Annotated in this window: 22 protein-coding genes; 11 read left to right on the top strand and 11 right to left on the bottom strand. The window is 64.8% G+C overall.

The features are described from left to right. Positions 1-72 precede the first annotated feature (72 nt). Genes LY284_RS00705 through LY284_RS00685 form a run of 5 tightly spaced genes read left to right on the top strand, consistent with a single transcriptional unit; the run spans position 73 to position 5,562 of the window. A complete protein-coding gene (locus tag LY284_RS00705; protein ID WP_045452139.1) occupies positions 73-1,335 on the top strand; it encodes an oligosaccharide flippase family protein in 1,263 nt (420 codons plus the stop codon). Next, positions 1,332-2,138, top strand: a complete 807-nt coding sequence (locus LY284_RS00700) for a glycosyltransferase (RefSeq protein WP_233384133.1) — start codon at positions 1,332-1,334, stop codon at positions 2,136-2,138. Before LY284_RS00705 ends, LY284_RS00700 begins: the two co-directional genes overlap by 4 nt. A 58-nt stretch (positions 2,139-2,196) precedes the next feature. Further along, on the top strand, positions 2,197-3,336 hold the full coding sequence (locus LY284_RS00695) for a glycosyltransferase family 4 protein (protein WP_233384131.1): 1,140 nt from the start codon (positions 2,197-2,199) through the stop codon (positions 3,334-3,336). Between the two features lie 24 nt (positions 3,337-3,360). Continuing rightward, the gene (gene galE, locus LY284_RS00690; protein WP_014192090.1) at positions 3,361-4,395 is read left to right on the top strand and encodes a UDP-glucose 4-epimerase GalE; all 1,035 of its coding nucleotides are present in this window, start codon (positions 3,361-3,363) and stop codon (positions 4,393-4,395) included. A 57-nt stretch (positions 4,396-4,452) separates the two neighbouring features. Then, positions 4,453-5,562 carry a glycosyltransferase gene (locus LY284_RS00685; RefSeq protein ID WP_014192091.1) on the top strand — a complete coding sequence of 370 codons (1,110 nt, stop codon included), beginning with the start codon at positions 4,453-4,455 and terminating at the stop codon, positions 5,560-5,562. A gap of 45 nt (positions 5,563-5,607) precedes the next feature. Here LY284_RS00685 and LY284_RS00680 read toward each other — a convergent pair whose 3' ends face one another. After that, positions 5,608-6,303 carry a dienelactone hydrolase family protein gene (locus LY284_RS00680; RefSeq protein ID WP_045452142.1) on the bottom strand — a complete coding sequence of 232 codons (696 nt, stop codon included), beginning with the start codon at positions 6,301-6,303 and terminating at the stop codon, positions 5,608-5,610. A gap of 62 nt (positions 6,304-6,365) precedes the next feature. Continuing rightward, positions 6,366-7,187, bottom strand: coding sequence for an alpha/beta fold hydrolase (locus LY284_RS00675; protein WP_233384121.1), 822 nt, complete (start codon positions 7,185-7,187; stop codon positions 6,366-6,368). A gap of 712 nt (positions 7,188-7,899) precedes the next feature. On the opposite strand from LY284_RS00675, the gene LY284_RS00670 reads away from it, so the two are divergent. Further along, entirely contained in the window at positions 7,900-9,255 is a 1,356-nt protein-coding gene (locus LY284_RS00670; RefSeq protein ID WP_014192094.1) for a hypothetical protein, read from the top strand. Position 9,256: 1 nt separating this feature from the next. Here LY284_RS00670 and LY284_RS00665 read toward each other — a convergent pair whose 3' ends face one another. Beyond that, positions 9,257-9,715 (bottom strand): hypothetical protein, encoded by a 459-nt coding sequence (locus LY284_RS00665; RefSeq protein WP_014192095.1) that lies wholly within the window; start codon positions 9,713-9,715, stop codon positions 9,257-9,259. A 117-nt stretch (positions 9,716-9,832) separates the two neighbouring features. Here LY284_RS00665 and LY284_RS00660 point away from each other — a divergent pair, with 117 nt between their 5' ends. Beyond that, positions 9,833-10,159 carry a hypothetical protein gene (locus tag LY284_RS00660; RefSeq protein WP_014192096.1) on the top strand — a complete coding sequence of 109 codons (327 nt, stop codon included), beginning with the start codon at positions 9,833-9,835 and terminating at the stop codon, positions 10,157-10,159. A gap of 76 nt (positions 10,160-10,235) precedes the next feature. Here LY284_RS00660 and LY284_RS00655 read toward each other — a convergent pair whose 3' ends face one another. From LY284_RS00655 to LY284_RS00635, 5 genes are all read right to left on the bottom strand, one after another. Then, positions 10,236-12,464, bottom strand: a complete 2,229-nt coding sequence (locus tag LY284_RS00655; RefSeq protein WP_014192097.1) for a polysaccharide biosynthesis tyrosine autokinase — start codon at positions 12,462-12,464, stop codon at positions 10,236-10,238. 82 nt (positions 12,465-12,546) lie between these two features. Next, entirely contained in the window at positions 12,547-13,734 is a 1,188-nt protein-coding gene (locus LY284_RS00650; protein ID WP_374730271.1) for a polysaccharide biosynthesis/export family protein, read from the bottom strand. A gap of 17 nt (positions 13,735-13,751) precedes the next feature. Next, positions 13,752-15,131, bottom strand: a complete 1,380-nt coding sequence (locus LY284_RS00645; RefSeq protein WP_014192099.1) for an undecaprenyl-phosphate glucose phosphotransferase — start codon at positions 15,129-15,131, stop codon at positions 13,752-13,754. 113 nt (positions 15,132-15,244) lie between these two features. Beyond that, positions 15,245-16,774 (bottom strand): mannose-1-phosphate guanylyltransferase/mannose-6-phosphate isomerase, encoded by a 1,530-nt coding sequence (locus LY284_RS00640; RefSeq protein ID WP_014192100.1) that lies wholly within the window; start codon positions 16,772-16,774, stop codon positions 15,245-15,247. A 142-nt stretch (positions 16,775-16,916) separates the two neighbouring features. Then, the gene (locus LY284_RS00635; RefSeq protein ID WP_014192101.1) at positions 16,917-17,915 is read right to left on the bottom strand and encodes a GlxA family transcriptional regulator; all 999 of its coding nucleotides are present in this window, start codon (positions 17,913-17,915) and stop codon (positions 16,917-16,919) included. Between the two features lie 1,107 nt (positions 17,916-19,022). Between LY284_RS00635 and LY284_RS00630 the strand changes: the two genes are divergently transcribed. The 4 genes from LY284_RS00630 (at position 19,023) to LY284_RS00615 (ending at position 22,493) form a co-directional block, all read left to right on the top strand. Beyond that, positions 19,023-19,475, top strand: a complete 453-nt coding sequence (locus tag LY284_RS00630) for a GDP-mannose mannosyl hydrolase (protein WP_014192102.1) — start codon at positions 19,023-19,025, stop codon at positions 19,473-19,475. A 304-nt stretch (positions 19,476-19,779) separates the two neighbouring features. Then, positions 19,780-20,847, top strand: a complete 1,068-nt coding sequence (locus tag LY284_RS00625; protein ID WP_041731143.1) for a GlxA family transcriptional regulator — start codon at positions 19,780-19,782, stop codon at positions 20,845-20,847. 51 nt (positions 20,848-20,898) lie between these two features. Then, the gene (locus tag LY284_RS00620; RefSeq protein WP_014192104.1) at positions 20,899-21,486 is read left to right on the top strand and encodes a phosphatase PAP2 family protein; all 588 of its coding nucleotides are present in this window, start codon (positions 20,899-20,901) and stop codon (positions 21,484-21,486) included. Between the two features lie 89 nt (positions 21,487-21,575). After that, positions 21,576-22,493, top strand: a complete 918-nt coding sequence (locus LY284_RS00615; protein WP_014192105.1) for a LysR family transcriptional regulator — start codon at positions 21,576-21,578, stop codon at positions 22,491-22,493. On the opposite strand, the gene LY284_RS00610 is transcribed toward LY284_RS00615, so the two are convergent. From LY284_RS00610 to LY284_RS00600, 3 genes are read right to left on the bottom strand one after another with little or no spacing between them, the layout of a single operon-like run. Continuing rightward, a complete protein-coding gene (locus tag LY284_RS00610) occupies positions 22,475-23,512 on the bottom strand; it encodes a glycosyltransferase family 9 protein (protein WP_014192106.1) in 1,038 nt (345 codons plus the stop codon). The genes LY284_RS00615 and LY284_RS00610 overlap by 19 nt on opposite strands. Positions 23,513-23,529: 17 nt before the next feature. Next, positions 23,530-25,434, bottom strand: coding sequence for a nucleoside-diphosphate sugar epimerase/dehydratase (locus LY284_RS00605; protein ID WP_014192107.1), 1,905 nt, complete (start codon positions 25,432-25,434; stop codon positions 23,530-23,532). Between the two features lie 12 nt (positions 25,435-25,446). Then, positions 25,447-26,472, bottom strand: a complete 1,026-nt coding sequence (locus LY284_RS00600; RefSeq protein WP_045450935.1) for a glycosyltransferase family 4 protein — start codon at positions 26,470-26,472, stop codon at positions 25,447-25,449. Between the last annotated feature and the right edge of the window lie 130 nt (positions 26,473-26,602).

Below are 26,602 nucleotides of genomic sequence, written 5' to 3'. Positions count from 1 at the left end.
CACACAAAACTTCACCGATGATCAGGCTCGGCTAGCACGCGCCGTGCCCGGCCGCACACAGGCATGCGCCGCATGAAGGTGCTGACGCGCTCCGGCAATCCGGACGTCGCCCGCGCGCTCGCCAATATCGTGTGGCTCGGGCTGGAGCGGCTCACGCAGATCGCGGTTGCGATCGCCATTTCCGGGTTGCTCGCGCGTTATCTCGGCCCCGATACCTTCGGCAAGTGGCAATACGCGAACACACTGCTGCTCGTGATCGCGCCGATCACCTGGGTGTGCGGCGCGGAGATTCTCGTGCCGACGATCGTCAACCGCGCGGGCGCCGAAACCGGCGCGGTGCTCGGCAGCGCGTTCGTATTGCGCATGGGCGTCTCCGTCGTTGCGCTCGCGCTGACGTGGCTCTGGATCGCGGCCGGCGGCACCGATCCGATGGTCGGCCTGATGCTCGCGGGCCTCGCCGTCACGATGCTCTTTCGCGAGCCGTTCATCGGCGTGGTCAATTCGTGGCTGCAAAGTCTCACGTACAGCAAGCCGCAGCTCATCGCGAGCATGGCGGCCGCCATCGTCAAGGCGGCGCTCGTGTTCGCGCTCGTGCGTCTCGCGGCCGCGCCGCAACGCTTCGGCTGGCTCTGGGCGCTCGAAGCGGCGGCGATCGGCGGCGCGCTCGTCGTCTATTACATGCGGCGGCATGGCGGCAAGCTCGGCTGGCGTTTCGATCGCGCGCTTTTCAGGCATTTCGCGAGCGCGGGCACCGTGTTCTGGCTCGGACTCATCTGCATGTATCTGTTCCTGAAGCTCGACCGGCTGATGCTCGCGCATCGCGTGTCGTTCGCGGAGCTCGGGCTGTATTCCGCCGCGCAGCAGTTGAATGAAAACTGGATCGCGCTCGCGCTGATGCTCTCGCAGACCATCGCGCCCGCGTTCGTCTATCGCGTGGAGGACACCGCGCGGCTCAGGCGCAATCTCGTGCGCCTTTTCGCGATGACCGCCGCGCTGATGATCGCGGGCGCGGCCGTTCTCGATGCGCTCGCGGGCTTCATCATCGCGCGCGTGTTCGGCCCGAACTACGCGGGCGCGGCGGATATCTTCCGCTGGGCCGTCTGGCTTTCCGTGCCGGCGGGCATCGAGGCGATCGGCAATCTCGTCGTGCTGAAATATCAGGCGAAATACGTGCTGCTCGCGAAATGGCTGTTCGCGCTCGCGGTGGCCTTCGTCGTGAACTGGTTCGCGATTGCGCGCATCGAAGGCTACGGCGCGCTGATCGGGCTCGCGGCAGGTTATGTCGCGGCGGCGTCGGTGAACTTTTACTACATTCGTTTCCGGCTGCGCGCATGAACGCTCTCTCCGACGTCGCCGTTCTGATTCCCGCCTTCAACGGCCAGGCCGATGTCGAGCGCACGCTCGCGTCGTTCAGCGAGGCATCGACAATCCGCGTGCTGATCGTCGATGACGGCAGCACGCCGCCGATCGCCGCGCCCGCTATCGACGGCATGGACATCGAGATTCTGCGGATGCCTGCGAACGGCGGCATCGAGCGCGCGCTCGAAGCGGGCATGAGCGCGCTGGCCGCGCGCGGCCTGCGCTACGCGGCGCGCATCGACGCGGGCGACCTCGCGACGCCCGGCCGGCTCGACAAGCAGCGCACCTATCTGGAAGCGCATCCGCGCGTGGCGGTGCTGGGCATGTGGACGCACGTCGTATCGACCGAAGGCGCGCCGCTTTTCGACCTCACGCCGCCCACCAAACCCGCCGCGATCCGCCGCGCGATGCTCGCGCGCTCGTGCTTCGCGCATCCGTCGCTCATGCTGCGTGTCGATGCCGTGATCGAAGCGGGCAACTATCGCGCGCATTATCGCGCCGCCGAGGATCTCGATCTCGTGTTGCGCCTGATGCAGCGTCACGACGGCGCGAATCTGCCCGAGTTCGGCCTTTTCTACGAGCTGAACGAAAGCGGCATCAGCGCGACGAAGCGGCGCGCGCAGGTGATGTCGACGCTGCGCCTGCAATTGCGTTACCTGCGCGTGACGAATCCGCTCGACTGGGCGGGCGTCGCGAAAAGCGTCGCGCACCTGCTGCTGCCGTATCGCGCGTTGCGTGGCCTGAAGGCGCGGCTGCTCAAGCCCGCATCGCCGGCATGACGATACTTTTCCGTTTAGCCTCTCGCGAGATCGCGCGCGGGCGAACCCTGATTTCCGGATGACGAAAGAACAATCGAGTCTTCGCATCGCCCTCGTCTGCAACACGGCGTGGGCGATCTACACTTACCGGCGCGGCGTGCTGCGCATGCTGACCGCGCGCGGCGCGCAGGTGACCATCATCGCGCCGCGCGACCGCACGTTCGAGCCGCTTACCGAAATGGGCTGCCGCTGCGTCGAGTTGCCGGTGGCCTCGAAGGGCACGGACCCGCGCCAGGATCTGAAAACGCTCGTCGCGCTCTATCGCGAATACCGCGCGACGCGCCCGCATATCGTGTTTCACTACACGATCAAGCCGAACATCTACGGCTCGCTTGCCGCGATGCTCGCGCGCGTGCCGTCGATCGCGGTGACGACCGGCCTCGGCTATGTCTTCATCCAGAAGAGCCGCACGGCGCAGGTCGCGAAACTGCTGTACCGTTTTGCGTTCCGCTTTCCGCGCGAAGTGTGGTTTCTCAACAAGGACGATCATCACGCGTTCAAGCATGAGAACCTGCTCGCGCATCCGGATCGCGCGCGGCGTCTGCATGGCGAAGGCGTCGATCTCGACGAGTTCGCGCGCGTGGCGCTGCCCGCGCGCGAGGATTTCGTGTTCATCCTGATCGGGCGTCTTCTGTGGGACAAGGGCGTGGCGGAATATGTCGAAGCCGCGCGCCGTATCCGCGCGAAATTTCCGCACGCGCGTTTTCAGTTGCTCGGGCCGGTCGGCGTCGATAATCCAAGCGCGATCAGCCGCACGGACGTGCAGAAGTGGGAAGCCGAGAATATCGTCGAATATCTTGGCGAAGCAAACGACGTGCGTCCGCTCGTCGCCGCGGCGGATTGCGTCGTGCTGCCTTCGTATCGCGAAGGCGTGCCGCGCACGCTGATGGAAGCCTCGGCGATGGGCCGCCCGATCGTCGCCACCGACGTGCCCGGCTGCCGCGAAGTCGTCGAGCATGGCGTGAATGGCCTGCTATGCGAGGTGAAAAGCGCCGACAGCCTGGCGGAGGCTCTCGAACGCATGCTGACGCTGCCCGCCGCCGAACGCGAAGCAATGGCCGAGCGCGGCCGCGAAAAGGTCGCGCGCGAATTCGACGAAAAAAATGTCGTCGAACGCTACAAGGGCACAATACATGCCATCACCGGCATATCACTCTGATCTCAGCAATCTGGAGAACACATGATGAATGGCAACCAGTCGATGAAAGGCACGATTCTCGTCACGGGCGGGGCGGGCTTCATCGGATCGCATACATGCGTCGAACTGCTCGATGCGGGCTACGAGGTCGTCGTCGTCGACAATCTCGTCAACAGCCGCGCGGAATCGGTCAGGCGCGTCGAGCGCATCACGGGCAAGCGCGTCGCGATGTACGAGGCCGACGCCCGCGACGAAGCCGCGCTCAACCGCATCTTCGACGCGCACGCGATCACCGGCGCGATTCACTTCGCCGCGCTCAAAGCCGTGGGCGAATCGGTCGCGAAGCCGATCGACTACTACAGCAACAACATCGGCAGCCTGCTCGCCGTGCTCAAGGTCATGAAAGAGCGCAATGTGCGTAACTTCGTGTTCAGTTCGTCCGCGACCGTGTACGGCGTGCCGCAGAGCGTGCCGATCGACGAATCGTTCCCGCTCTCCGCGACCAACCCGTACGGACAGAGCAAGCTGATCGCCGAGCAGATCCTGCGCGATCTCGAAGTCTCCGATCCGTCATGGCGCATCGCGACGCTGCGTTATTTCAATCCCGTCGGCGCGCATGAAAGCGGCCTGATCGGCGAAGATCCTGCGGGCATTCCGAACAACCTGATGCCGTATGTCGCGCAGGTGGCCGTCGGCAAGCTGGAACGCCTGCGCGTGTTCGGCAGCGATTACGAAACGCACGACGGCACCGGCGTGCGGGATTACATTCACGTCGTGGATCTGGCGCGCGGGCATATCGCCGCCATCGATGCGCTGAAGTCGCTCGATCGCAGTTTCGTCGTGAATCTGGGCACGGGGCAAGGCTATAGCGTGCTGGATGTCGTGAAGGCGTTCGAGGGCGCATCGGGCAAGCGCGTGCCGTACGAGCTCGTGCCGCGCCGCCCGGGCGATGTGGCCGCCTGCTACGCCGACCCGGCCGCCGCCGCAGAACTCATCGGCTGGCGCGCGGAGCACGGCATCGAACGCATGTGCGCGGATCACTGGCGCTGGCAGTCGCAGAATCCGCAAGGCTTCGCGTAAAGGCATCACGGCGCCGCGGTTCGATGCGGCGCCGCTTTCTTCCATCGGTTCAATTTCATGCTTAGTTTCGCGCTTGCTTTTCTGGTCTCGCTCTTCGTGACCTTGTTGATCGTGCGCTTCGCACACCTGCAGGAAGGCGTGCTCGGCGACACCGATCTCGCCGGCGTGCAGAAGTTTCACGCGCGCCCGGTGCCGCGCATCGGCGGCGTGGGCATCATTTGCGGACTGACCGCATCGGCCGTGCAGTTGCGATGGGGCTATCCGTCCGTGTCGGGTGGCATTCTCGGCATCGTGGCGTGCGGCTTGCCGGCGTTTCTCTCAGGGCTCGTCGAAGATCTGACCAAGCGCGTCTCGCCGCTCGCGCGCCTCGTTTGCACGATGGCGGCCGCGGGCCTCGCCTATGCATTCCTGAACATCGCGGTCACGCGCATCAGCGTGCCGCCGCTCGATTTCCTGCTGTCCTACGCGGTCGTTTCGTGCGCGGTGACGGTGCTTGCCGTCGCGGCGCTCGCGAACGCGGTCAATATCATCGACGGCTTCAACGGCCTCGCGTCGATGGTCACGTTCATGATGTTCGCCTCGCTCGCCTACGTGGCGTTCCAGGTTCACGATCCGGTCGTGCTGTCCGGCTCGCTCATCATGATGGGCGCGGTCATGGGCTTCTTCATCTGGAACTTCCCCGCCGGGCTGATCTTTCTCGGCGATGGCGGCGCGTACTTCGCCGGCTTCATGCTGGCCGAACTCGCGATCATGCTCGTGATGCGCAACCGCGACGTGTCCGCGTGGTATCCGGTGCTGCTCTTCATGTATCCGATCTTCGAGACGTGCTTTTCGATCTATCGGAAGAAGTTTATTCGCGGCATCTCGCCGGGCATTCCGGACGGCGTGCATCTGCATATGCTCGTCTACAAGCGGCTGATGCGCTGGGCCGTGGGCGCGAAGAACGCGCACGAACTCACGCGGCGAAATTCGCTCACGTCGCCGTATCTCTGGCTGCTGTGTCTCATCGCGGTGATTCCCGCGACGTTGTTCTGGCGGCACACGCTGCATCTGTTCTGCTTCGTCGTGGTGTTCGCGGCGACGTATGTTTGGCTCTACATGAGCATCGTGCGCTTCAAGTCGCCGCGCTGGCTGGTGTTTCGCCGGCCGCATACGGTGAAGAAGTGATGGAGGCGCCGCCTTTTTCGGGCGGCGTTTTTTCTTGTGCGCTGCTTACTTCAAATGCTTCCTGAAAAACTCCGCAGTGCGCCCGTTAGCAAGCTGCGCGGCCGCCGCATCGTAATGCACACCCTGATTGCGCGCGAACGCGTGATGGCAACCGGGATACGTGAACGCCTCGACATTCGCGTGTCCCTGCACCGCGGCGAGCACGCGGTTGCGCGCCTCCTCGTTGATGAACTCGTCCGCTTCCGCGAGATGCAGCATGAGCGGCACACGGATCTTCGGCAACTCGCCCAGGTATTGGTCGGTGCCGCCGCCGTAGTAGGAAACCGATGCATCGACATCGGTGCGCGCGGCGGTCAGAAACGACAGCAAGCCGCCAAGGCAAAAGCCGACGGACCCGATCTTTCCCTGCACCTGCGATAGCCCGCGCGCAAAGCCGATCGTCGCCGCGATGTCCTCGACGCCCGTGTTCATGTCGAACCCGTTGTAGTACTTCATCGCCTGCTGCCACTCGGCTTCGGTCTTGTCGGTCAGGACGACGTTCGGCTCCTGACGCCAGAAGAGATCGGGGCACAGCGCGACATAGCCCTGGCGCGCATACTCCTCGCAGGTTTCGCGCATGTCGGCATTGATGCCGAAGATTTCCTGAAGCACGACCACGGCGGGCGCGGGCGTTTGCGCGGGATAGGCGACGTACGCATCGAAATTGCCGTCGGGCGTGGAGATGCTGAGCATGTCGGACATGAAAGTCTCCTTGTGGCGGGGGCCGGCGCATCGTGCGCCGGCGCTTTTTCATGCACCCTGCTTCACGACTCGATGAACGCCAGCAAATCCGCATTCACCTTGTCCGCCTCCACGGTGCACATCCCGTGCGCGCCGCCCGGATACACCTTCAACGTCGCATTCTTCACGATCTTCACCGCCTTCTGCGCCGCCGCGCCGATCGGCACGATCTGGTCGTCGTCGCCATGCAGGAAGAGCGTCGGCACATCGAATTTCTCAAGATCGGCCGTGTAGTCCACTTCCGAAAACTGCTTGATGCACTCGTATTGTCCCTTCATGCCGCCGCGCATGCCCTGCAGCCAGAACAGGTCGATCACGCCTTGCGAAATCTTCGCGCCGTCGCGGTTGTAGCCGTAGAACGGCATCGTCAGATCCTTGTAGAACTGCGAGCGGTCGGCGGCGACGCCCTTCCTGATGCCGTCGAACACGTCGATTTGCAGGCCTTCCGGATTCGCCTCGGTCTTCAGCATGAGCGGCGGCACCGCGCCGATCAGCACCGCCTTCGCGACGCGCTTCGTCCCATGCCGCCCGATGTAATGCGCCACTTCGCCGCCGCCCGTCGAATGGCCGACGAGCGTCGCGCCCGTCACGTCGAGCGTGTCGAGCAGCGCGGCGAGATCGTCGGCGTAGGTGTCCATCTCGTTGCCTTCCGACGGCTGATCCGAGCGGCCATGCCCGCGCCGGTCGTGCGCGATCACGCGATAGCCCTTGCCCAAAAGAAACAGCATTTGCGCGTCCCACGCATCGGCGTCGAGCGGCCAGCCGTGCGAGAACACCACCGGCTTGCCGCTGCCCCAGTCCTTGTAATAGATCGAGGTGCCGTCCTTCGTCTTGATCGTGCTCATCGTGAGAATTCCTGGCTATTTCAACAGTTGGGAGATGCGCCCTGTCCGGCGATCGCGCTCGAACGAGCGTGCGCCGGATGGGCAGCCGAAGTGTGAAACGCTTGTGTGAAACGTTCGTGTGACAGCGCGACGCGCACGCGTGGTCCGCGCATCGCGCAGCGGGAACCTATTGGTAAATACGCGAAAAATGGAACGCGCGCCAGCATTGATTCGCCGGACGGCAGGCAAAGCAGGTGTCGGCACGCCGTGCGGCATGCCCGTTTATTCGTCCTGGCGATGATCGCGAGTCCCCGGATGAATCGATTCGAATCGATCGATCGGGTCCCGGCATGCGTGACGCGCCGAACGAGCCCATGCCGTTCCCTTCTGCGAGGGACGCTCGTTGACGTGTGGCGCGCGCGGCTGCCGCCGCGCATCCTCGTGGGCTCGCCGTCCCGCCATCGCGGGGCGCCTCGTATCGGCGCGCGCACGCACATCGCACCTATCGGTTGGTCTGTCGCCGGACGATGCCACATCCGGCCATTCATCTTCTGTCGGCCCATGCGAGGCGATCCGCCAGAATCACGCCCTTTACGGACAGCGCGGCACGCGCGCGTCGCCCGCCGCACACGGAAATCGCCGCGCCTTCGCGCAGCGTTATTTGGCGCACACGTGCGCGACGAAACCCGCTGATATATTCGACCCACAAATAAAAGGGGTGCCCGAGGACGTCATGCGCAACAAGTTCGCCGTCGTCTGGATCTGGCTTTTTCTGCTTCCGCTCGCCTTCGACATCAAAGGCGTGGCAAGCGTCGACAGGGCCATTCCGATTCTGCTCACCGTGACGTCGATGGGCGCGGCCTGCGCCGTCCTGCTGATTGCGCCACGCTTCGCGCGCCGCTCGCGCCTGCGCACGGTCGTCACGTCGCTGCTGCTGATCACGCTCGCCGGCAGCGCCGCCACGCACGCGCTGCAAGGCAACGACGCGGGCAACTACGCGCGCGTCATCCTGCCATTCCTCCTGATGCTGCTCGGCTACTTCGTCGGCTGCCGTCCGTGGGATCTGCAACGTCTCGGGCAGATCGAGCGGGCGATGGCCGGCGCGATGGTCGCATCGCTCGTCGTGAGCGTCGGCTTTGGGGTTAGCGTGGGCGCGGGCGACGGCCTCGTCCCCATCACGTTCCTCTGCCTCCAGGCGCTACTGCTGCACGAGCTCGTGTTTGCGAAGCGCATGGCCAAGTTCAACGTGGCGCTGTTTCTCGCGACCATCGTGATCGAGTTGCTGTTCGTCACGCGCAGTCTGCTCGTCGGCACCTTGCTGCTCTTCGTCTATGCGACGTGGCTCGCCGCGCCGTCGCTCCGGCATTTCTTCGGCGCGACCCTGCGCGCGATCGCGATCGTGACGCTGCTCGGCGCGATGGCGGCCGCGTCGGCGTCGTTTTTCCCGACGGTTGCCGGGCATTGGTTGCCGGACGTCTCGCTGGTCCGTGACGACGCCGCGCTCGCGCGTCTCGCCGAAATGAGGGAACAGGTCGAACAGACGACATCGTCGGCGCTATCGACGATGGTCGGCATGGGCTACGGCCACGATTACGGCTCTCTCGGCGGAGCGATCAGAAACTGGACCGCCGGCCACGACTTCTGGGTTTATCAGTTCTTCGCGGGCGGGCTGCTGTTCGGGCTCGCGTTGCCGGTCGCCGTGCTGTGGGCGCTGTGGCGCGGCTCGATGGCGTATCGCGCGTGGCGGCTTCGCGCGCCCGATGCGCGCCATCTGCCCGAACTGGGGCGTGCGCTGCTGATGCTCGCGGCGCTGCCCGCGACGTCGCTCGGCGGCAATCCACTCGGCAACGGTTTTGCGGCGGCCGTGTTCGGTGTCGCGCTGGGCGTGAGTGTGGCGTCGTACGGGCGCATCGCGTACGCAATGCAGACGCGCGCAGCGGTCGAATCGGGCAAAGAGCCGCCGCGCGGCTATCCGTACTATGGCGTGCCGCCCGAGGAAACGCTGCCGGAGTTACTGCCCGCAGCCAGCGCGCTAGGGCAAGGCGGTCAGGAGCCGCCGGAATCCAGCTCGCTCACGCCTTACGCCTGATTCACTGCGCGGGCAAATGCGTCCGCAGATATTGCGCGAACCCGTTCTGCACGGAGATGATTTTGGTGGCGCAGTCGTCGAAGTCGGACCCGCGCGCGCGTTCGTCTTCGAACATGCCCTTGCATTGTGCGAAGAGCGAGATCGTCGCGCCGTTGCCGTTAGGGATGCGCGTCGCGGAAAACACCGGCTTGCCGGTGCCCGAAGGCACGTCGGTTTCGATCGCGGCGTCGTCGGCACGGGTCAGGCGTTCTTTCGAATTCTGCTCGACGTACGTCTTCGTGAGCTTCCACGCCGCATCGCACTGCGCGGCGTCGCGGCACGCGACGGTCGCATTGCGCTGTGCCGTGTCGAGCGACTGCTGCGAAAGCAGGAACGTGCGTTCCTTCTGCTGCTCCTTCTCGACGGACGAGCAGGCCGTAAGGACGATCGAAGCGACTGCGAGAGCGATGAGCTTTTTCACGGGCGTAAAGCGAAAGATCAGGTCGGACGGCGATTATAACGACGCCCGCCCGCACCGCGCGGGAAGCGTCCGCGCCAACGTGCCGTCGTCCGCGGCTTTCCACTATCGGAGGTGTCCATGAAACATGCGCTATGCAAGGCGCTTTTGCCGCTCGCGCTGGTCGCATCGGCGGCTGCGCACGCGAGCGATCTGGCCGACGCGGCGTCCGCCGAACTGGCTTTGTCCGGCAGCGGATCGAGCGGGCGGCTGCTCGCCCAGGAAAACGGTTACGCGGGAAATCCCGCAGGCAGCGCGCGGCTTCGTCCAAGCGCACGCACGGCCGACAGCCGTTCGATGACGACGCCCAAGAGCGCCGCCGCGATCCTCTATCCGCCGCCGCCGGGCTTCAAGACACCCAAGACGAACCCGGCCCGCGCGCGCGACATCTACAAGTCGCCGTATTGAACCCTTCGAATGCTTTTAACGCTTTAAAAGAAAACGCCGGCATCGCAATGCCGGCGCGCGGGGGGAAGTGCGGCGACTACTCCGCGATGCTTTCGTAGCTGTAGTAGCCCGCGTACGTGCTGCCGTTCAATACCTTCGATTGCGGCACATCGGTGAGCAGCACGCCCTTCATGTGCACGCCGCCGTTGTGCAGGCGCTTCATCGTCTCGCCGATCTCCTGCACCTGATTCTTGCCGTGCCGCACGACGAGCAGGCTCGTTCCCGCGTGCTTGCCGATCACGGTCGCGTCGGTGACGGCGAGAACCGGCGGCGTATCGATGACCACGAGATCGTAATGCCGCTTGAGCTCGGCGAGCACTTCGCCGAATCGATCGCTCGCGAGCAGCTCCGAAGGATGCGACGGCAGCGAGCCCTTGGTGATGAGATCGACGCCCGGCAGCACGTCGTGAAGAATCGTGCTCATCACGTCGGCGCCCATCAGCACGTCGGAAAGACCGGGCGAATGGCGCACACCGAAATGCGAGTGAATGTCGCCGCGGCGCATGTCGCCGTCGATCAGCAACACGCGCTTTCTCGTCGAGGCGACGAGCGTCGCGAGATTCGCCGACAGAAACGACTTGCCCGCTTCCGGGCGAGATCCCGTCAGCATCACGACGTTGTTGCGCGCGTCCGTGAGCTGCAGTTGCAGCGACGTGCGCAGGCTGCGAATGCCTTCGACCGCCGCATCCTCCGGCGCCTGCGCGGCGAGCACGTGCAGGCCTTCGCGGCGCATGCCCACCTGTCGTTGCAGGCGAAGCTGCTGGGTGCTGCGCGGCACGATCGCGAAGACGCGCGTGCCCAGTTGCCGCTCGATATCTTCCGGACGCTCGACGCCGCCATACAGCGCCTTGCGGATAAACGCGACGATGATGCCGATCACGAGCCCGATGCCCGCCGCAATCAGGATCACGAGCATGCGCTTCGGGCGCACGGGATCGTCGGGCACTTGCGCGAAATCGACGACGCGCACGTTGCTGCCCTGCCCGGCCTTCGCGATGCGCAACTGCTGCACGCTGGCGAGCAGGTTCGTGTACAGCTCCGTGTTGACGCGCACGTCGCGCATGTAGCGCAGCGCGGTCTGCTCGGTATCGGGCAGCGTCGAGACGTTCTTGCCGAGGCGCGTTTGCGCGTTGGTGAGCGCGGCGATCTGCGCATCGAGCGCCTGCACCGACGGATGATTCGCCGTGAAGCGCAGCGAGAGTTCGGCGCGCTGCTGTTGCAGGTCCGCGAGCTTCGTCTTGTTATCGACGATCTGCTGCAGCAACAGACGGCTTTCCTCGTTGAGATCGACGCTGCCCTGCTTGTTGCGGAATGTGTTGTAGCGCTGCTCGGCTTCGTCGAGCTGCTTCTTGGCGAGCGGCAATTGCTGGTCCAGGAACGACAGCGTGTGCTCCGCATCCGACGAGCGTTTCTCCGCGTCCTGCTGCACATAGCGGTGCGCAATGTTATTGACAATTTCCGTGATTTGTTTCGGATTGCTACCTTCCAGCGATACGCCGATGATCCCGGACTGCAATGCGGCCTCCGCAACGGTCAGGCGCTTCTGCAGACGATCGGTCGTCGTGACCGTCGAGAAACGTTGCAGTTCGAACTGCACGCCGGACTTGCCGTCGAGCTTGTCGACCCTGAGCGTGACCGGGCCTTGCGGCGTCATGCCGGAGGCTTCCTTGCCGACGTGTCCCGTGAGCACCGCGAGACCGTCCGGATCGTTGAGCGCGTAGGTGCCGTTCTGGCCCGCGACGAGCGTGAATTTTTTGTCGTAGAGCGCTTTCGGCGTGTCGAAGAGCGGCACGTCGATCTCCTCGCCACCCCACGCGAAACGCGACAGATAGCCCTGCGGCACCGGCTTGCCGAGCATCGAGAACGCTGTGCCGATCGCGCCGCCCAGAACGGGCATCGAACGCGGCGCGGCGCTCACGTCGAGATGAAACCGTCGCACGGCGTCCTCGATCACGAGACGCGAGCGCAACAGCTCGATCTGCGCGGCGGTGACGGACTTGGCTTCCGAAGTCTGCGGGATGGCCTGCTGCCCCGCGCTGGCAGGGACGTTCGCGGTGTTCTTGTCGCTCTCGTCCACCTGGATCACCGCGTCCGCCTTGTAGGTCGGCGTCGCGAGGAAGGCGTACGCGGTCCCGATCGCGGTCACGGCGAGCATGACGACGGTCACGAGCTTCCAGTTGCGCATGACCGCCGCCAGATAGTCGGACAGCCGCAACTCGTCGCCCGTCGATACGTCCACGTACCGTGAATCGAAGTTTGTCGCCATGATCTCGCTCGCTTGCTGTTTTCTTGTAAGTCGAACAATGATTCCCGGCGCGCCCCCGTGCGCGCCGGTCAGACGCTTGCTATTACTTCGTCAGCACGGCGGCCGTCAGACCCGCGTTGATCGCCGGCAGCAACAGGTTCAGGACGCGCGAGAAGCGCACCAGCCCGTTGTTGTCCACGTAGACGACGTCCTTCGGCTGCAGCTCGAAACCGTTCGCGAGCAGCATCGACACCGGCGAACGCGCGTCGAGGTGATACACCTCCGGCTGGTCCGTCTGGCCGTTGCGGATCACGTACACCTGCTTCGGATCGGACGTCTCGGCGTTGAAGCTGCCGCCTTGCGAGATCGCATCCGAGAGCGTCATCTTGCCGTTGCGCATCGGGATCACGGTGGCGGGACGCGTCACTTCGCCCATCACGTAGACGCCGTTTTCGTCGCGCGAATCGACCCGCAGCGCATCGCCCGGCTTGAGCATGATGTCCGACGGACTCTTGCCCTTCGAGGTCATGCCGGCCATGTTGATGTGATACGTGACGCCGTCGCGGATGAGCGTGACGCGGCTCTGGTCCGCCGTCGGCGCGAAGCCGCCCGCGCGGCCCACGGCTTCGGTCAGCGTCATCGGAATGTCGTTGATCTGCTGCGCGCCCGGCGTGCGCACGTCGCCGTCGATATACACCTGCGACGCACGGAACGATGCGACGCGCACCGTCACCTGCGGCTTCACGAACACTTTCGACAGCTCCGAATAGAGCTCGCGCTGCACCTGCGTCTCGGTCTTGCCGACGACATGCAGCGGCTTGTTCACGTACGGGAACTGGATGTTGCCGTCCGCATCGACGACGAAGCCGGGCGCGGCGTCCGACGTGCGCGCCTGAGCCAGCGGCTGGCCGAGCGCCGCGACGAGTTCGGGGTGATCCCACACCGTGATCTGCAGCACGTCGCCGATGCCGAGCTTGTACGGCGCCGGCTTGCCGTAGAGCGACGCGTTCGGATCGTTGGTGGCCGTGGCCTGCGTGGTGCGCATCTTCTTGATGAGCGTGAGATCGATCGGCGTGATCGGAATGTTCACGGTCGATGCCGGGTCGCCCTGGTCGTTCGACGTCTCGACGAGTTGCGGCGGCTGTTCGAAATGCATGCCCGGCGCGAGCCCGCAGCCCGTCATGACGACACAGATGGAAGCTGCCGCGGCCAGGCTCGTGAGGCGGAAGATACGCGACACGTTGGTGTTGGCGGCCAGTGAGGTGGTGCCCGGTTGTTGTTGGTTGTGCATGATGGTCGTCCCCTGCATCAGTAAGCGTTGGTGTGGCGTAGTCCCTTGAAGATCGTTGCGGCGATGATTCTCATATCGAGTCCGAACGACCAGTTACCCAAATAGTACAAATCGTGAGCGACGCGTCCTTCCATCTTTTCGATCCGATCCGTTTCCCCACGAAAACCGTTGACCTGGGCCCAGCCGGTGATGCCTGGCTTGATCCGGTAACGGTGGATGTACCCCGATACGACCTTCTGATACAGGTCGTCATGTTCGAGCGCGTGTGGACGCGGGCCCACGACCGACATGTCGCCTAGCAGAACGTTGAAGAACTGCGGCAGCTCATCGAGGCTGGTGCGGCGCAGGAACGCTCCGACACGGGTCACGCGCGGATCGTTGCGCGTGGCCTGCTGGAGCACTCCGGCCCGTTCCGTGTGCATGCGCATCGAACGGAACTTGTAGATGGTGAAGACGCGGCCGTCCGCGCCCTTGCGGCGTTGCTTGAAGAACACCGGCCCGCGCGAGGTCAGCTTGATGGCGAGCGCGATGCAGATCAGCAATGGCGAAACGGCGATGATCGCGCCGAGCGCGAAGGCCCGGTCGAAGAGTTCCTTCTGCAACTGCGCGGACGCCGACAGCGGCGACGCGACGAGATCGATCGCGGGCTGGCCGAGCAGATCCGTCACGCCGCTTTCGAACAGCGCGAGGCTGCGCACGTCGGGAATGAAGCGCACGTTGACGAGATCGTCGCGGAATTCGTTCACGAAGCGCAGGATCGTGCGCTCCTCGGAAAGCGGCAGCGCGAGCCACACTTCGTTCACGTTCTGCGAGCGCACGAAGCTGATGAACGCGTCGTAGTTGTCGTAGACCGGCACGCGCGCGGTGAGACGCCCCTTGCCGGGCACCGCGTTGAACGCCGCGCTCATGCGAAAGCCCGTGTCCTGCGAGCGTTCGATCTTGCGCACGATCGAATCGCAATGCCTGCCGCCGCCGACGATCGCGACCTGCTGCAGGTTCATGCCGGCGTTGCGCATATGCGCGAGGATCGCGTGCGTGATGAGGCGGCCGGCGATCATGAGGCCGCCCGACATCGCGGTCCAGTACGCGAACCAGAGGCGCGACACGTAGTCGAGCCGGTGCAGCGAGAACATCAGCGCAAGCGCGCAACCCTGCACGACGAGCCAGCCGAGCGAGACCTGGCAGGCAAGCTGGAGCTTGCTGCGGCCGCGCCACGACTGATAGACGCCGAAGCCAGGAAAGAGCGCGAGCGAGAACGCCGCCGCGAACGCGACGAACGCCACCGAATAGGTGTGAGCCTCGATGTACTCGAACCTGATTTGCGACGCTACCGCCGCGCCGCCGACGATCATCAAGACGTCGAACAGGCGCGCGAGCAACCCTTGTAAATCGCGCATGTCATCTCCCCGAAACGCAATCAGCCCCTTACTGCTCCGCTTTGTCTCCTCCGTCGCCCGTGCCCGTCTTTTTCGAATGAAAGCCGTTGCAACGCCCGCTGCTACACGCTGGATCAACTCCGGCCGTAGGTATCGTCGAAGCGCACGATGTCGTCTTCGCCGAGATAACTGCCGGATTGCACTTCGATGATCTCGAGCGGCACCTTGCCCGGGTTCTCCAGGCGATGCCGCACGCCGAGCGGAATGAACGTCGATTCGTTCTCGCTCAGAAGAAACTGCTCTTCGCCGCGCGTGACGAGCGCCGTGCCGCACACGACGACCCAGTGCTCCGCGCGATGGTGATGCATCTGCAGCGACAGCTTCGAGCCCGGCGACACCACGATGCGCTTCACCTGAAAGCGCTCGCCGTGCTCGATCGAATCGTAGAAACCCCACGGACGGCGCACCTTGCGATGCGTGTCCGCTTCCGGCGCATGCTGCTCGCGGATGCGCGCAACCAGGCCCTTGATGTCCTGCACGCGCGAGCGGTCCGCGACCAGCACGGCGTCGTCCGTCTCGACGACGATCACGTTGGTCGTGCCCACGCACGCGACGAGCCGCCCGCCTTCCGAACGCGCATAGCTCGACGTCGCGCCTTCGAACACCACGCGCCCGCTCGCGACGTTGCCTGATTCGTCCTTGTCCATCGCGTCCCACACGGCGTCCCACGAGCCGAGATCCGACCAGCCCGCGACGAGCGGCACGACCACGCCGTCGCACGGCTTGCTCGGCGTGCCGATGTGTTCCATCACCGCGTAGTCGATCGAATCGGACGGCGCGCGGCCGAATTGCGCGGCCTGCGGACGGAAGAACTTGCCGTCGTGCTCGCCGTCTTTCGCGGCGGCCGAACATGCGGCATGCATGTCGGCGTTGAGCTTTTCGAGCGCCGCGAGCCACACGCTCGCGCGCACGATGAAAATGCCGCTGTTCCACCAGTACGTGCCCGCCGCGACGTATTGCGCCGCAAGTTCGGCCGCCGGTTTTTCCACAAAACGATCGATGCGATGCGCGCCGTCTTCCAGCGCATCGCCCAGGCGGATGTAGCCGAAGCCCGTATCGGGGCGCGTCGGCGGAATGCCGAGCGTCGCGATCATGCCGCGCTCCGCATGCACCGCCGCGATCGCGATCGCGCGATGCAGCGCCGGAATATCGGCGATGGAATGATCGGCGGGCATCGCCACCATGATCGCGTCTTCGCCGCCCTTGATCGCTTCGAGCGCCGCAAGCGTGAGCGCGGGCGCGGTGTCGCGGCGCGCGGGCTCCACGATGATGCGCGCATCCACGCCGCTTTCACGCGTCTGCTCTTCGGTGGTGAAGCGATGCTCCTCGCCGCACACGATGATCGGCTCGCCGTCCACCGCGAAATCGCCCGAAAAGCCCTTCAGGCGCGAAACCGTGGCCTGAAGCAACGAGTCACGCCCGACGACGCCGATCAATTGCTTCGGGAACTGTTCACGCGACATCGGCCACAGGCGCGTGCCCGAGCCGCCGGCGAGGATGACGGGAACGAGGCGTCGGCAAGGTCCGGCCGCCCTGGCCGGACCCGCCTCCACACCTGCTGCTCCTTGCGCCACCCCACCTTCCGTGCGTGCTTCATTCGTCATAGAGGACTCCTGCCTGCGTATTCAGCGAACGGCAATGCCGCCCGAGAATGATTCAGTGCCGGACCGATCGGGTCCGGCCAAATGTCCGACGCTTTACGCCATAGTTGGCGCTTGCGCGGCCCGCATCACACTTTGCGCGGGCTCAGCCATTCGCCTCGCGCCTGCTCTGCGTCCGGTATTCCGTCGGCGAGATCAGAAGGCGCTTGCGAAAAATCTTGGCGAGCCTGTCGCCGTTGCCCATGCCGCTTCTGCGCGCGATCTTGTCGACCGGCAGTTCCGAATCCGTCAGAAGCGCACAGGTCACGGCAAGCCGCGCCTGCAACAAATAATCGGATGGCGTGATTCCCATCTCGATCTTGAAGCGGCGCAAAAAGTTGCGCTCGCTCATTGCGGCCACCTGCGCCGCATCGACGACCGAAATCGGCCGTTCGCAGTTGTCCTGCAGCCAGCGCGCCGCCGCGCGGATCTTGTCGCCCGCGGACGCCGCGCCGCTGTCGCCGAGAATCGACACGAGCTTCGCGGCGGAACCTGGCATCAGGCGCTCGGCGACGCTGCGCGACACGTCGATGCCCAGATCGCGCTTCACGATGAGCAGCGCGCCCTTCATCGATTCATAGCGGTCGCCCGCATCGCCCTGCTGCTCCTCGCGCACGAGGTGAATCATTGCGTTGCCGTAGCGCTGCGCGTCCTGCGCGTGGCCGATGCCCGCGGCATCGAGCACCTTGCGCCCTTCGGAGATCGCACGCACGACCGTGGTCTTCGACTGCACGCGGCGCAGCCATTCGACGATGCGATCGTCCTTGGCTGCGTCGTCCGCGCCGCGGCCGCCCGCGACGAAGAGCGCGTCGAAGCCGCCGTAGTGACGCGCATCGAGGCCGTCCGTCCACACACGCACCGACGAGGAGCACGCAACATTGCCGCCCTCGACGGACAGAAACCGCACGTCGTACATACACTCCGCCCGAGCCTTCGCCGACGACAACTCGTTCGCCATATGGAAGACCTCCGCGACGATTCCCGCGCCGAGCAGGGAAAAGCCGTCGAAGAGCAAGATCGCGATGTTGCGCACCTCGGTCTGCGAGGCTCGCGTCGCGGCGGGCGTCCAGCCCACAGCGGCGGGTTCTACATTGGCGTAGGGCATGGTCATCCTCTGCTGCTTGTTTCCTGGAAGGCGCGGAAAGCGTTGCTCGGCCATTGCGGCGCATCAATGGACTATCCCGAACTTCGCCGGGTTGCCGTGACCGATTGGAACGAAGTGTTGGCGGAATCGATCCGCTGGCTTGAATAATAAGCAGACAATCTTTTTTGCGCTCTATGTTTTCGCTCTTAAACCACAATTTCTGTTCCGCTGTGAGGGTGAGCGCACATTTGGATAAGCATCGCGCAATTCGGTTCACTCCATTTTTCAGTGGATGAAAAACAAATGCGGTTTTGTCATACAAACTTCCGCGCCCCGTGCTAGCGGATTTTGCTTCGAAAGCCGCCGAATCGGCCAAACACACCGCCGCAGAGCCCCGATCCACGGCCCTCGGCGGTTTCCGGCGCTTAATCCTCGTTTGTCTGACAAAGCGAATTGATACATTTATGAAACATGCGCCGCGCCTGAATCGATCGTTCGGACCGGATGAATCGGCAAATTTTGGCGGCGTCGTTACATTTTAAAACCTTATGTAATCATCCCCGCAGACGCCGATGTAAAACCGGAATTAGATTGCCCGTTAATTAATCCGGATTTTCCGATTAATCCGCGCAGCCCGAGAAGATTAACTCGGATTATCTCGCGCGGGTTTTATTCAACGGCATAATGCGGTCGTTTCATATGATGTTCCATGCTGCGCTGCGGCATCGGTGCGTCGGCGCGGAAGCCGCATGTACGCGGGACTCGGGCGACCTTCACCGCGAAGTTCGTTCGGGCGTTTTGCGGCGGCGCACGCGTTGCCAATTCCGGCACGAACGAATGCGCATTTCGCATTCTTCGGTGGAATATGGTTTTTAGCGGCGACGAGAAATTGCTTCCATTGCCTGGGGGTTGTGCGCAATGTCGGCCGTTCACAAATCGGTCAGCTTTACCGCCTTTGCAACACGGTGAGCGGTACAACGGGACGCAGCGCGCGATGTTTCAATCGTGAGAAGCATGCCGGGGCGTGCGGGTGCGCACGGTCGGTCGGGCGGCGGCGCAGGCATCATCGTGTGCGCTTGGCGCGCAGGCGGACCGATGAGGCGGGCCGAAACCAGACACGGAGAGACGATGCTCAGCCAGGCCGATTTTCTGACAGTGGTGCGGCTCACGCCGCTCGTGGCGATCGACCTGATCGTCACCGACGGCAACCGGCGCATTCTGCTGGGCCATCGGCGCAACCGGCCGGCGCAGGGCACGTGGTTCGTGCCGGGCGGGCGCATCAAGAAGAACGAGACGCTCGATGTCGCGTTCAAGCGCATCGTCAGCGACGAGCTCGGCGTGGCGAGCGCGGCGCGTTCGGCATCGCGCTTTTTCGGCGTCTACGAACATCACTACGACGACAACTTCGCGGGCGCGGACGGCATCGGCACGCATTACATCGTGCTCGCCTACGCGATGACGCTCTCCGGCACCGTGCCGATCGGCCGCTTCGATCAGCACAGCGGCTATCTCTGGCTGCCGCCCGACGAACTGCTCGCGCGCGGCGACGTCCACGAGAACACCAAGGCCTACTTCCGCTGACCGGACCAAAGACAAACGGCGCGCATCGCTGCGCGCCGCCCGCCCTTCCGCCAAGAAACCCGCTCACCCGATCCCGGAAGAATCCCCCGTTTTCATCGGATGACATCAATGATGTGAGCGTATCCCGCGAGTATCGAGATCATCTGCCAACAGTTCGTCAATTTCGGACTCGGCGCTCGGCGACTGTTGGCCGCCGCGTATAGTGCGCCCATGTAACTCACTTTCCCGCTACTTGCGTTCCTTCATGGATGGGACCGGAACGAGCGCCGCACGCGGGCTCCCGGTCCGCACAGGGGAGAAGTCGATGGTGTACGCCAATGGTACGGGCAGGCTCCAGGTCGTGCGGGCAGCCGCCGACCCGCCGCCCGCCGAGATGGCCAGCGCGGCGAAGCGGATCGGCATTCTGATCTTCGAGGACTTTTCGCTCGTCGAGGTCAGTTCCATCTCCGAGGTCTTCTCGCTCGCGAATCAGGTTCGCCTGCCCGCGGAGGCCGGGCAGCCCGCTCATGCGCCCAACTATTCGCTGATGTTTCTGTCGAGCGAGGGCGGCAGCGTCGCGAGCAGTTGCTCGATGCGCATCTGGACCGAAAGCCTCGAAACGCGCTGGATGAACGAGTGCGACGCGCTCTTCATCGCGGGCGGCGCGGGCGCGCGGCAGGCACGGCACGACGCGGCGTTGAAGAAGCGCCTCGGCCGCGTCGCGCCGAAAATTCCGTTCATCAAGGCAATCGGCGAAGGCGCGCTGATGCTCGCCGCGGCGAATCTGAGCGTGCAGAACCGCTCGCTCGATTTCATCGGCGACGCCGACGATCGCGCGCCCTCGCCTGCGCTGATGTCCACGTTGTCGAACCCGCTTTTCATCGCCGAGCAGACGCTCACGCTCGACGACCCGAAAGGGCCGATCGCGGCGGCGCTGTCGATCGTCAAGCGCGATCATGGCGCGGCGGTCGCGCGCGAAGTGTCGGAGCGCTCGATTCCCGGCGCGTGGCAAAAGCTCGCCACCGTGCTCGACGATACCGAAGGCGGCGGCGTGCGCCAGAAGATCGAAGCCGCCGCGCGCTGGATTCGCGAGAACTACGTGCGGCCGATCTCGATCACCGATGCCGCACGCGTCGCCGCGATGAGCGAGCGCAATTTCCTGCGCCGCTTCAAGGCGCAGATCGGGCTCACGCCATCGGAATATTTACTTCGCGCGCGGCTCGATGCGAGCTGCATGCTGCTCGCCGCGACCGACTTGCCCGTCGACAAGATCGCGCGGCGCTGCGGCGCCGGCAGCGGCGACGGCCTCGCGAAAATCTTCCGCAAGCGGCTTTCCATTTCTCCGACCGAATACCGGATGGCAGGCCGCCGGAAACAGGGCGACACTTCTTAAGCGGGTTCGCGGCCGATGACGCTCGCGCCCGCGAGACCTTCAAAAATTCGCATGGAATCAAAGGTACTCTGGACGCTTTCGAATCTCGGCGACGCGGCGCTTTTGCTGCCGCTCGCGCTCGTCTGCGCGCTCTGGCTGCGCTCGGTCGATACGCGCCTCGCGCTGCGCTGGGCGCTCCTGCTCGCGGCCGGCATGGGGCTCGTGGGTCTCTCGAAGATTCTCTACGCCGGCTGCGGGCTCGAATTCTCCGCCATCGACATGCGCATGATCAGCGGGCATACGATGCTCGCCGCGTCCATCTACACGGTCGCGGGCGGCCTGCTCTTCGGCGCGCTGGGCGGCGGCTGGTATCGCCTCGGCGCGGCGGGCGGACTCGCGCTCGCGGCGGCCATCGGGGCGAGCCGCATCATGCAGGACGCGCACACGCCCGCCGAAGTCGTCGCGGGATGGATGCTCGGCGCGGCCATCGCGGCGATGTTCCTCGCGCGCGTCTTCGACCGTCCGCGCAAGATGCCGAGCGCGCTCGTCGCGGGTCTCGGGTTTCTCGCCGTCTCATCGATCGCCTACGGCCATCACGCGCCGTTTCAGCGGATGATCGAACACTACTCGTGGTGGTTCTGCCAGGGCATCGGGCTCTGAAACGGCCGTTGTGCGGGGATTGGGCGCGAGCCGGCTGATCGCTTGTATCATCGTCGGCTAAAAACAATCTTTGTTTCCGGACCCCGAGCATGGATCGCTTCCTTGCAATGAAAGTGTTTGCGCGCGTCGTCGAGGCGGGCAGTTTTTCCAAAGCCGCCGACGCCCTGCGCCTGCCGCCCGCGAGCGTCTCGCGCACGCTCCAGGCGCTGGAGGCGCATCTCGGCGCGCGCCTCATCAACCGCACGACGCGCAGCATCAGCATTACCGAAGACGGCGAAGCGTATTACGACCGCTGCGTGCGCGTGCTCGGCGAAGTGGACGACATGGAGGCGTCGCTGTCGCACTCGAAGCTGAGTCCGAAGGGCAACGTGAAAGTCAGCCTGCCGCAGGTGATGGCGAAAAACACCATCATTCCCGCGCTGCCGGAGTTCTTCGCGGCGTATCCGGATATCGGCGTCGAGTTGCTGCTGACCGACCGGCAAGTGGATCTCGTCGAGGAAGCCGTCGATTGCGTCGTGCGCGTGGGCGCGGTCGGCGACGTCGGGCTGGTCGCGAAACGCATCGGCGCGTACACGCAGATCACCTGCGCGGCGCCGAAGTACATCGAGACGCATGGCGAGCCGGTATCGCTCGACGATCTCGATCATCATCTCGCCGTCGGCTACGTGCTGAACAACTCGGGGCGCGTGCGCAACTGGGAATTCGTCGCCGATGGCGAAACGCGCACCATCGCGATGAAGCACAAGATCGCCGTGAACGACGGCGATTCGTATATCGCGGCGGGCGTGTCGGGGCTGGGGCTGATCCAGAGTTCGAGCTATACGCTCGATCCGCTCATCAAGAGCGGCGCGCTCACGGAAGTGCTCAGGGAATATCCGTCGCATCCGCGCGTGGTGTCGGTGCTGTATGCGGCCAACCGGCATCAGCCGCGCCGCGTGCGCGTGTTCATCGACTGGGTCGCGGAGCTGTACAGCCGGTTGCCTGTGTTTCAGGTCAGGCCGAACTGAACATCGCGCGCAAAAGGCATCGCGCGCCAGTCGTAATCGCGATAGGCGCGTTCCAGCGCGTCGAGATCCGCCGGCCGCGCGCTGGCGTGCATGCCTTGCAGATGCGGCACATCCATTTCCACCGCGACGCAGTTCGCGTAGTCGCGGGCGCGCATCGATGCGGCAATCGTCGAGAAAAAGGCGGTTGTCGGCACGTCGAAGCCCGCCGCGACGTGCAGCGCCGCCGTGTCCGCCGTCACGACATAGCGCGCGTGCCTGATCCACGCGAGGAAGTCGTCGGTATTGGCGCAAAGCGGGGCGATGTCGCGATAACGCGGATGATCGACCGCGCCGAAACCCGCCACCGGCAGACCGGTTTCATCCGCGAGCCGCGCGACGATGCGCGCACGCGCCGACGCGGGAATGCTGCGCACCGGCGTGCTCGCGTCGGGACAGAAAAGCGCGCAGGGTTCGCTGGAAATCGATGGCAGCGGCACATCGGCGAGCCAGCGGTTGCGCTTGTCTTCGGCGGCGATGCTGCCGGGCGCGACGCCCATCGCCCAAAGGAAGAAATCGATCATCGGCATGGAGGCGAAGCGCGGCCAGAACAGTTGATTGCCGATATCGATGCGCAGTTCATCGGCCGGAAGACTGGCTAGCGGCACGGGCAGATCGACGAGATCGCACAGACCGCGCGCGAGCTCGTAGAGCCGCTGCACGTAACGCGGCGCGCGCGCCGGACGATACACCGTGAAGGCGAGATGCGGATGCCGCCGCCGGATCGCCGCGAGCGCCGACAGCCCGATGATCGAATCGCCAAGCGTGACGCCGAACGCATTGACGAGATGAACGCGGCTCGCGTGCGCGTAGTCCGCTTCGAACGGTTCGATGCCCATGTTGCGGATACCTTCGGGCAACGCCGAGAAGCCCGATGCATCGGCATGCGAAACTTCGAGATCGTACGGCGCCACGATTTCCCCGCTCGACGACAGCAGCGAACCCGCGTGGGTCAGCGCATGAACTTCGTCGAGCGTCGCCATGCGTGACCCCTTTCGCGTCAGCCCGCCGCGCCGTGCTGGCGCGCCGTCTGCGCGGCTTGCGCGCTCGCCACGCTCTGCAGCACGGGCAATGCCGCCGTCTGATACTCCGGCACCCAGCGGCGCAGGTCGCGGCGCACTTCGTCGTCCGACAACACGCGATGCTGCATGAGCCACGGCAGCAGTTCGTCGATGAAATGATCCGGCACGCCGCGCGCCTGCGCGATGCGCAGCTTCGGATGCGGCGTGCGCGTGGTGGTTTCGTCGTCCGCCAGCAGTTCTTCGTACAGCTTTTCGCCCGGCCGCAAACCGGTGAATACGATGCGAATCTGCTCTTCCGAGAAGCCGTAGAGACGGATCAGGTCGCGCGCGAGATCGACGATCTTCACGGGCTGACCCATGTCGAGAATGAAGATTTCGCCGCCGCGCCCCATGCTCGACGCCTGCAGCACCAGTTGCGCGGCCTCGGGAATCGTCATGAAAAAGCGTGTGATTTCCGGATGCGTGACCGTCACCGGCCCGCCCTTCGCGATCTGCTGCTGGAACTTCGGAATCACGCTGCCCGCGCTGCCGAGCACGTTGCCAAAGCGCACGGTTTCGAACTGCGTGCGCGGCGCGGACTGTTGCAGCGCCTGACAAGCCATCTCGGCGAGACGCTTGGAGGCGCCCATCACGTTGGTCGGGTTGACGGCCTTGTCGGTGGAGATCAGCACGAAATGGCGCACGTCGTGGCGGATCGCCGCGCGCGCGACGCGCAGCGTGCCGAGCACGTTGTTGCGCACCGCCTGCCACGCGTTCTGCTCTTCCATCAGCGGCACGTGCTTGTAGGCCGCCGCATGGAAAACGATGTGCGGCGTGAAGCGCGCCATGGTCTGATCGAGCAGCAGCGAATCCTTGGCATCGCCGACGACCGGGATCACCGAGCACTCCGGAAACTTCTCGTGCAGCTCTTCGATGAGCCGGTACATCGCGTATTCGGAGAGATCGTAGGCGATTAGTTGCGCCGGCGAGAAGCGCAGAATCTGGCGGCAGAGTTCCGAGCCGATCGAGCCGCCGCCGCCCGTCACCATCACCACGCGCCCGTGCAGCAGTTGCTCGACGTGCGGCATGTCGATCTTCACCGGCTCGCGGCCGAGCAAATCTTCGAGATCGATCTGGCGCACGCGCGACAGAAAGTTCGTGCCTTCGGTGAGCGGCGAGAGCGCGGGCAGCACCATCACCTTGACGCCGGCGCGCACGCACAGCGTGGCCACGCGCCGCTGCTCGGCCACCGAGGCCGACGGAATCGCGATGATCACGTAATCCGTCTTCAGTTGCTCGGCAAAGCGCGGCAAATCGCCGAACGAGCCGAGTACCTTGTGCCCGAGCACTTCGCGGCCCTGCTTCGCGGGATCGTCGTCGAGCAGGCCGACGAGACGCCATTCGCTCGAACGCGCCAGCTCGCGCGCGAGCATCGCGCCCGCCGTGCCCGCGCCGAGCACGATCACGGGCTTGCCCTGGCCGACGAGCCCGCCGTACAGATAGAACTCCTTGCCCGCCCGATAAAGCGCGCGCGCGCCGCCCATCGCGAGGAACAGCAAAAGCGGCGAGACGATCAGCACCGAGCGCGGGATGATCGGCATGGGCTGCGACATCACCGCGCCCACCATGACCACGAGCGCGCCCACCACGATGGACTTGGAGATGCGCATCAGGTCCGGCAGGCTCGCGAACACCCACATGCCGCGATAAAGGCCGAAGACGCGGAACACGATGCCGTAGACCGGCAGCACCCAGAAGAGCGCCATGAGCGCGCCGTGGCGGAAATCCTGCGGCACGGCCCCGTTGAAGCGGATCACATAGGCGGCGAGCCATGACCCGGCGACCGCCACCAGATCGAAGAAGAATGCCCCCGCCGACAGCCACGATGCTTTTATTCGATTCATCAGCTTGGACCCTCAAGATTGTCCGGAATGGCGCGTCTCATGACGCCGCCAACGCGAGTCGACCCACGCGCCCGCTGCCACAACCACGACTGCCCAGCTCGCCACTGCCGCCCACTGCCCCGCGAAGGGAAACCACAGTGCCCAGTTTGCCAGCACGATGCCTGCCAGCATGAGCAGATACCACGTGAGCGCGGTGCGCGCATGCCCCATTCCGAGGCGCACCATGCGCTGATAGTAATGCTCCCGGTGCGCTTGCCAAAATTTTTCGCCGCGCGCGAGACGCCGCAGCAACGTCACCGACGCATCCGCGATGAACGGCGAGAACACCAGCGCCGGGAACCAGACCGGCCACGCGCCCCGCTGCCAGCCCCAATAGCCGAACGCGCCGGCGAGAAAGCCGAGCGGGATCGAACCGGCGTCGCCGAGGAAAATGCGCGCCGGATGGAAGTTGAGCGTCAGAAACCCGAGCGCCGCGCCCGCGACGGCCGTGCTCGCAAGACCGAGACCGGCATCCGGCGCGGGTCCGGCCAGCGCCGCGAGCGCGTAGCCGCCGAAGCCGAAGAGCGCCATGCCGCCGGCGAGCCCGTCCGAGCCGTCCATGAAGTTGTAGAGATTGACGAGCCACAGCATCAGGAAGCCGACGAGCGCGAGCGCCCACCACGGCACGTTTGCCGGATGCGCAGCGATCACGAGCACGACCGCGACGATATGCGCCGCGAAGCGCACGCGCGCGGGCAAGCCGCGCCGGTCGTCGATCTGCGAGACCGCGGCGAGGAAGACGGCGCATGCGGCGACGAGCCACATCGACGGCGCGGCGACGATGAGCGCGATGACCGCGACCGGCACCACGCCCCAGCCGCCGACGCGCGGCGTCGGACGTTCGTGCAGCGAGCGCTCGTTGGGGATGTCCGTGGCGAGGCGCCACGCGAGGCCGGTGCGGATGAGCGTCTGAAGAATCAGCGCGCACGCGGCGAACGCCAATACCGCAACCGCCGACGCGGCCAGCAGCGGCGAAGCTTCAAAATACGAAAGCAGCATGCAGTGTTATCGAGTTGTCGAAACGAGGCCCTGTTCGTTCTGGCTACTCGTTTTCCGAAGAGAGCCAAAGGATACGCGAACGTTTGTCGAGTTTTGCTTTAACTGTCTGACGAACAAAGAAATTCACGTT

The organism is Caballeronia sp. PC1, from assembly GCF_021353155.1.
Classification (GTDB): Bacteria; Pseudomonadota; Gammaproteobacteria; order Burkholderiales; family Burkholderiaceae; genus Caballeronia; species Caballeronia cordobensis.
This window is presented reverse-complemented; position numbering and strand designations above follow the sequence as displayed.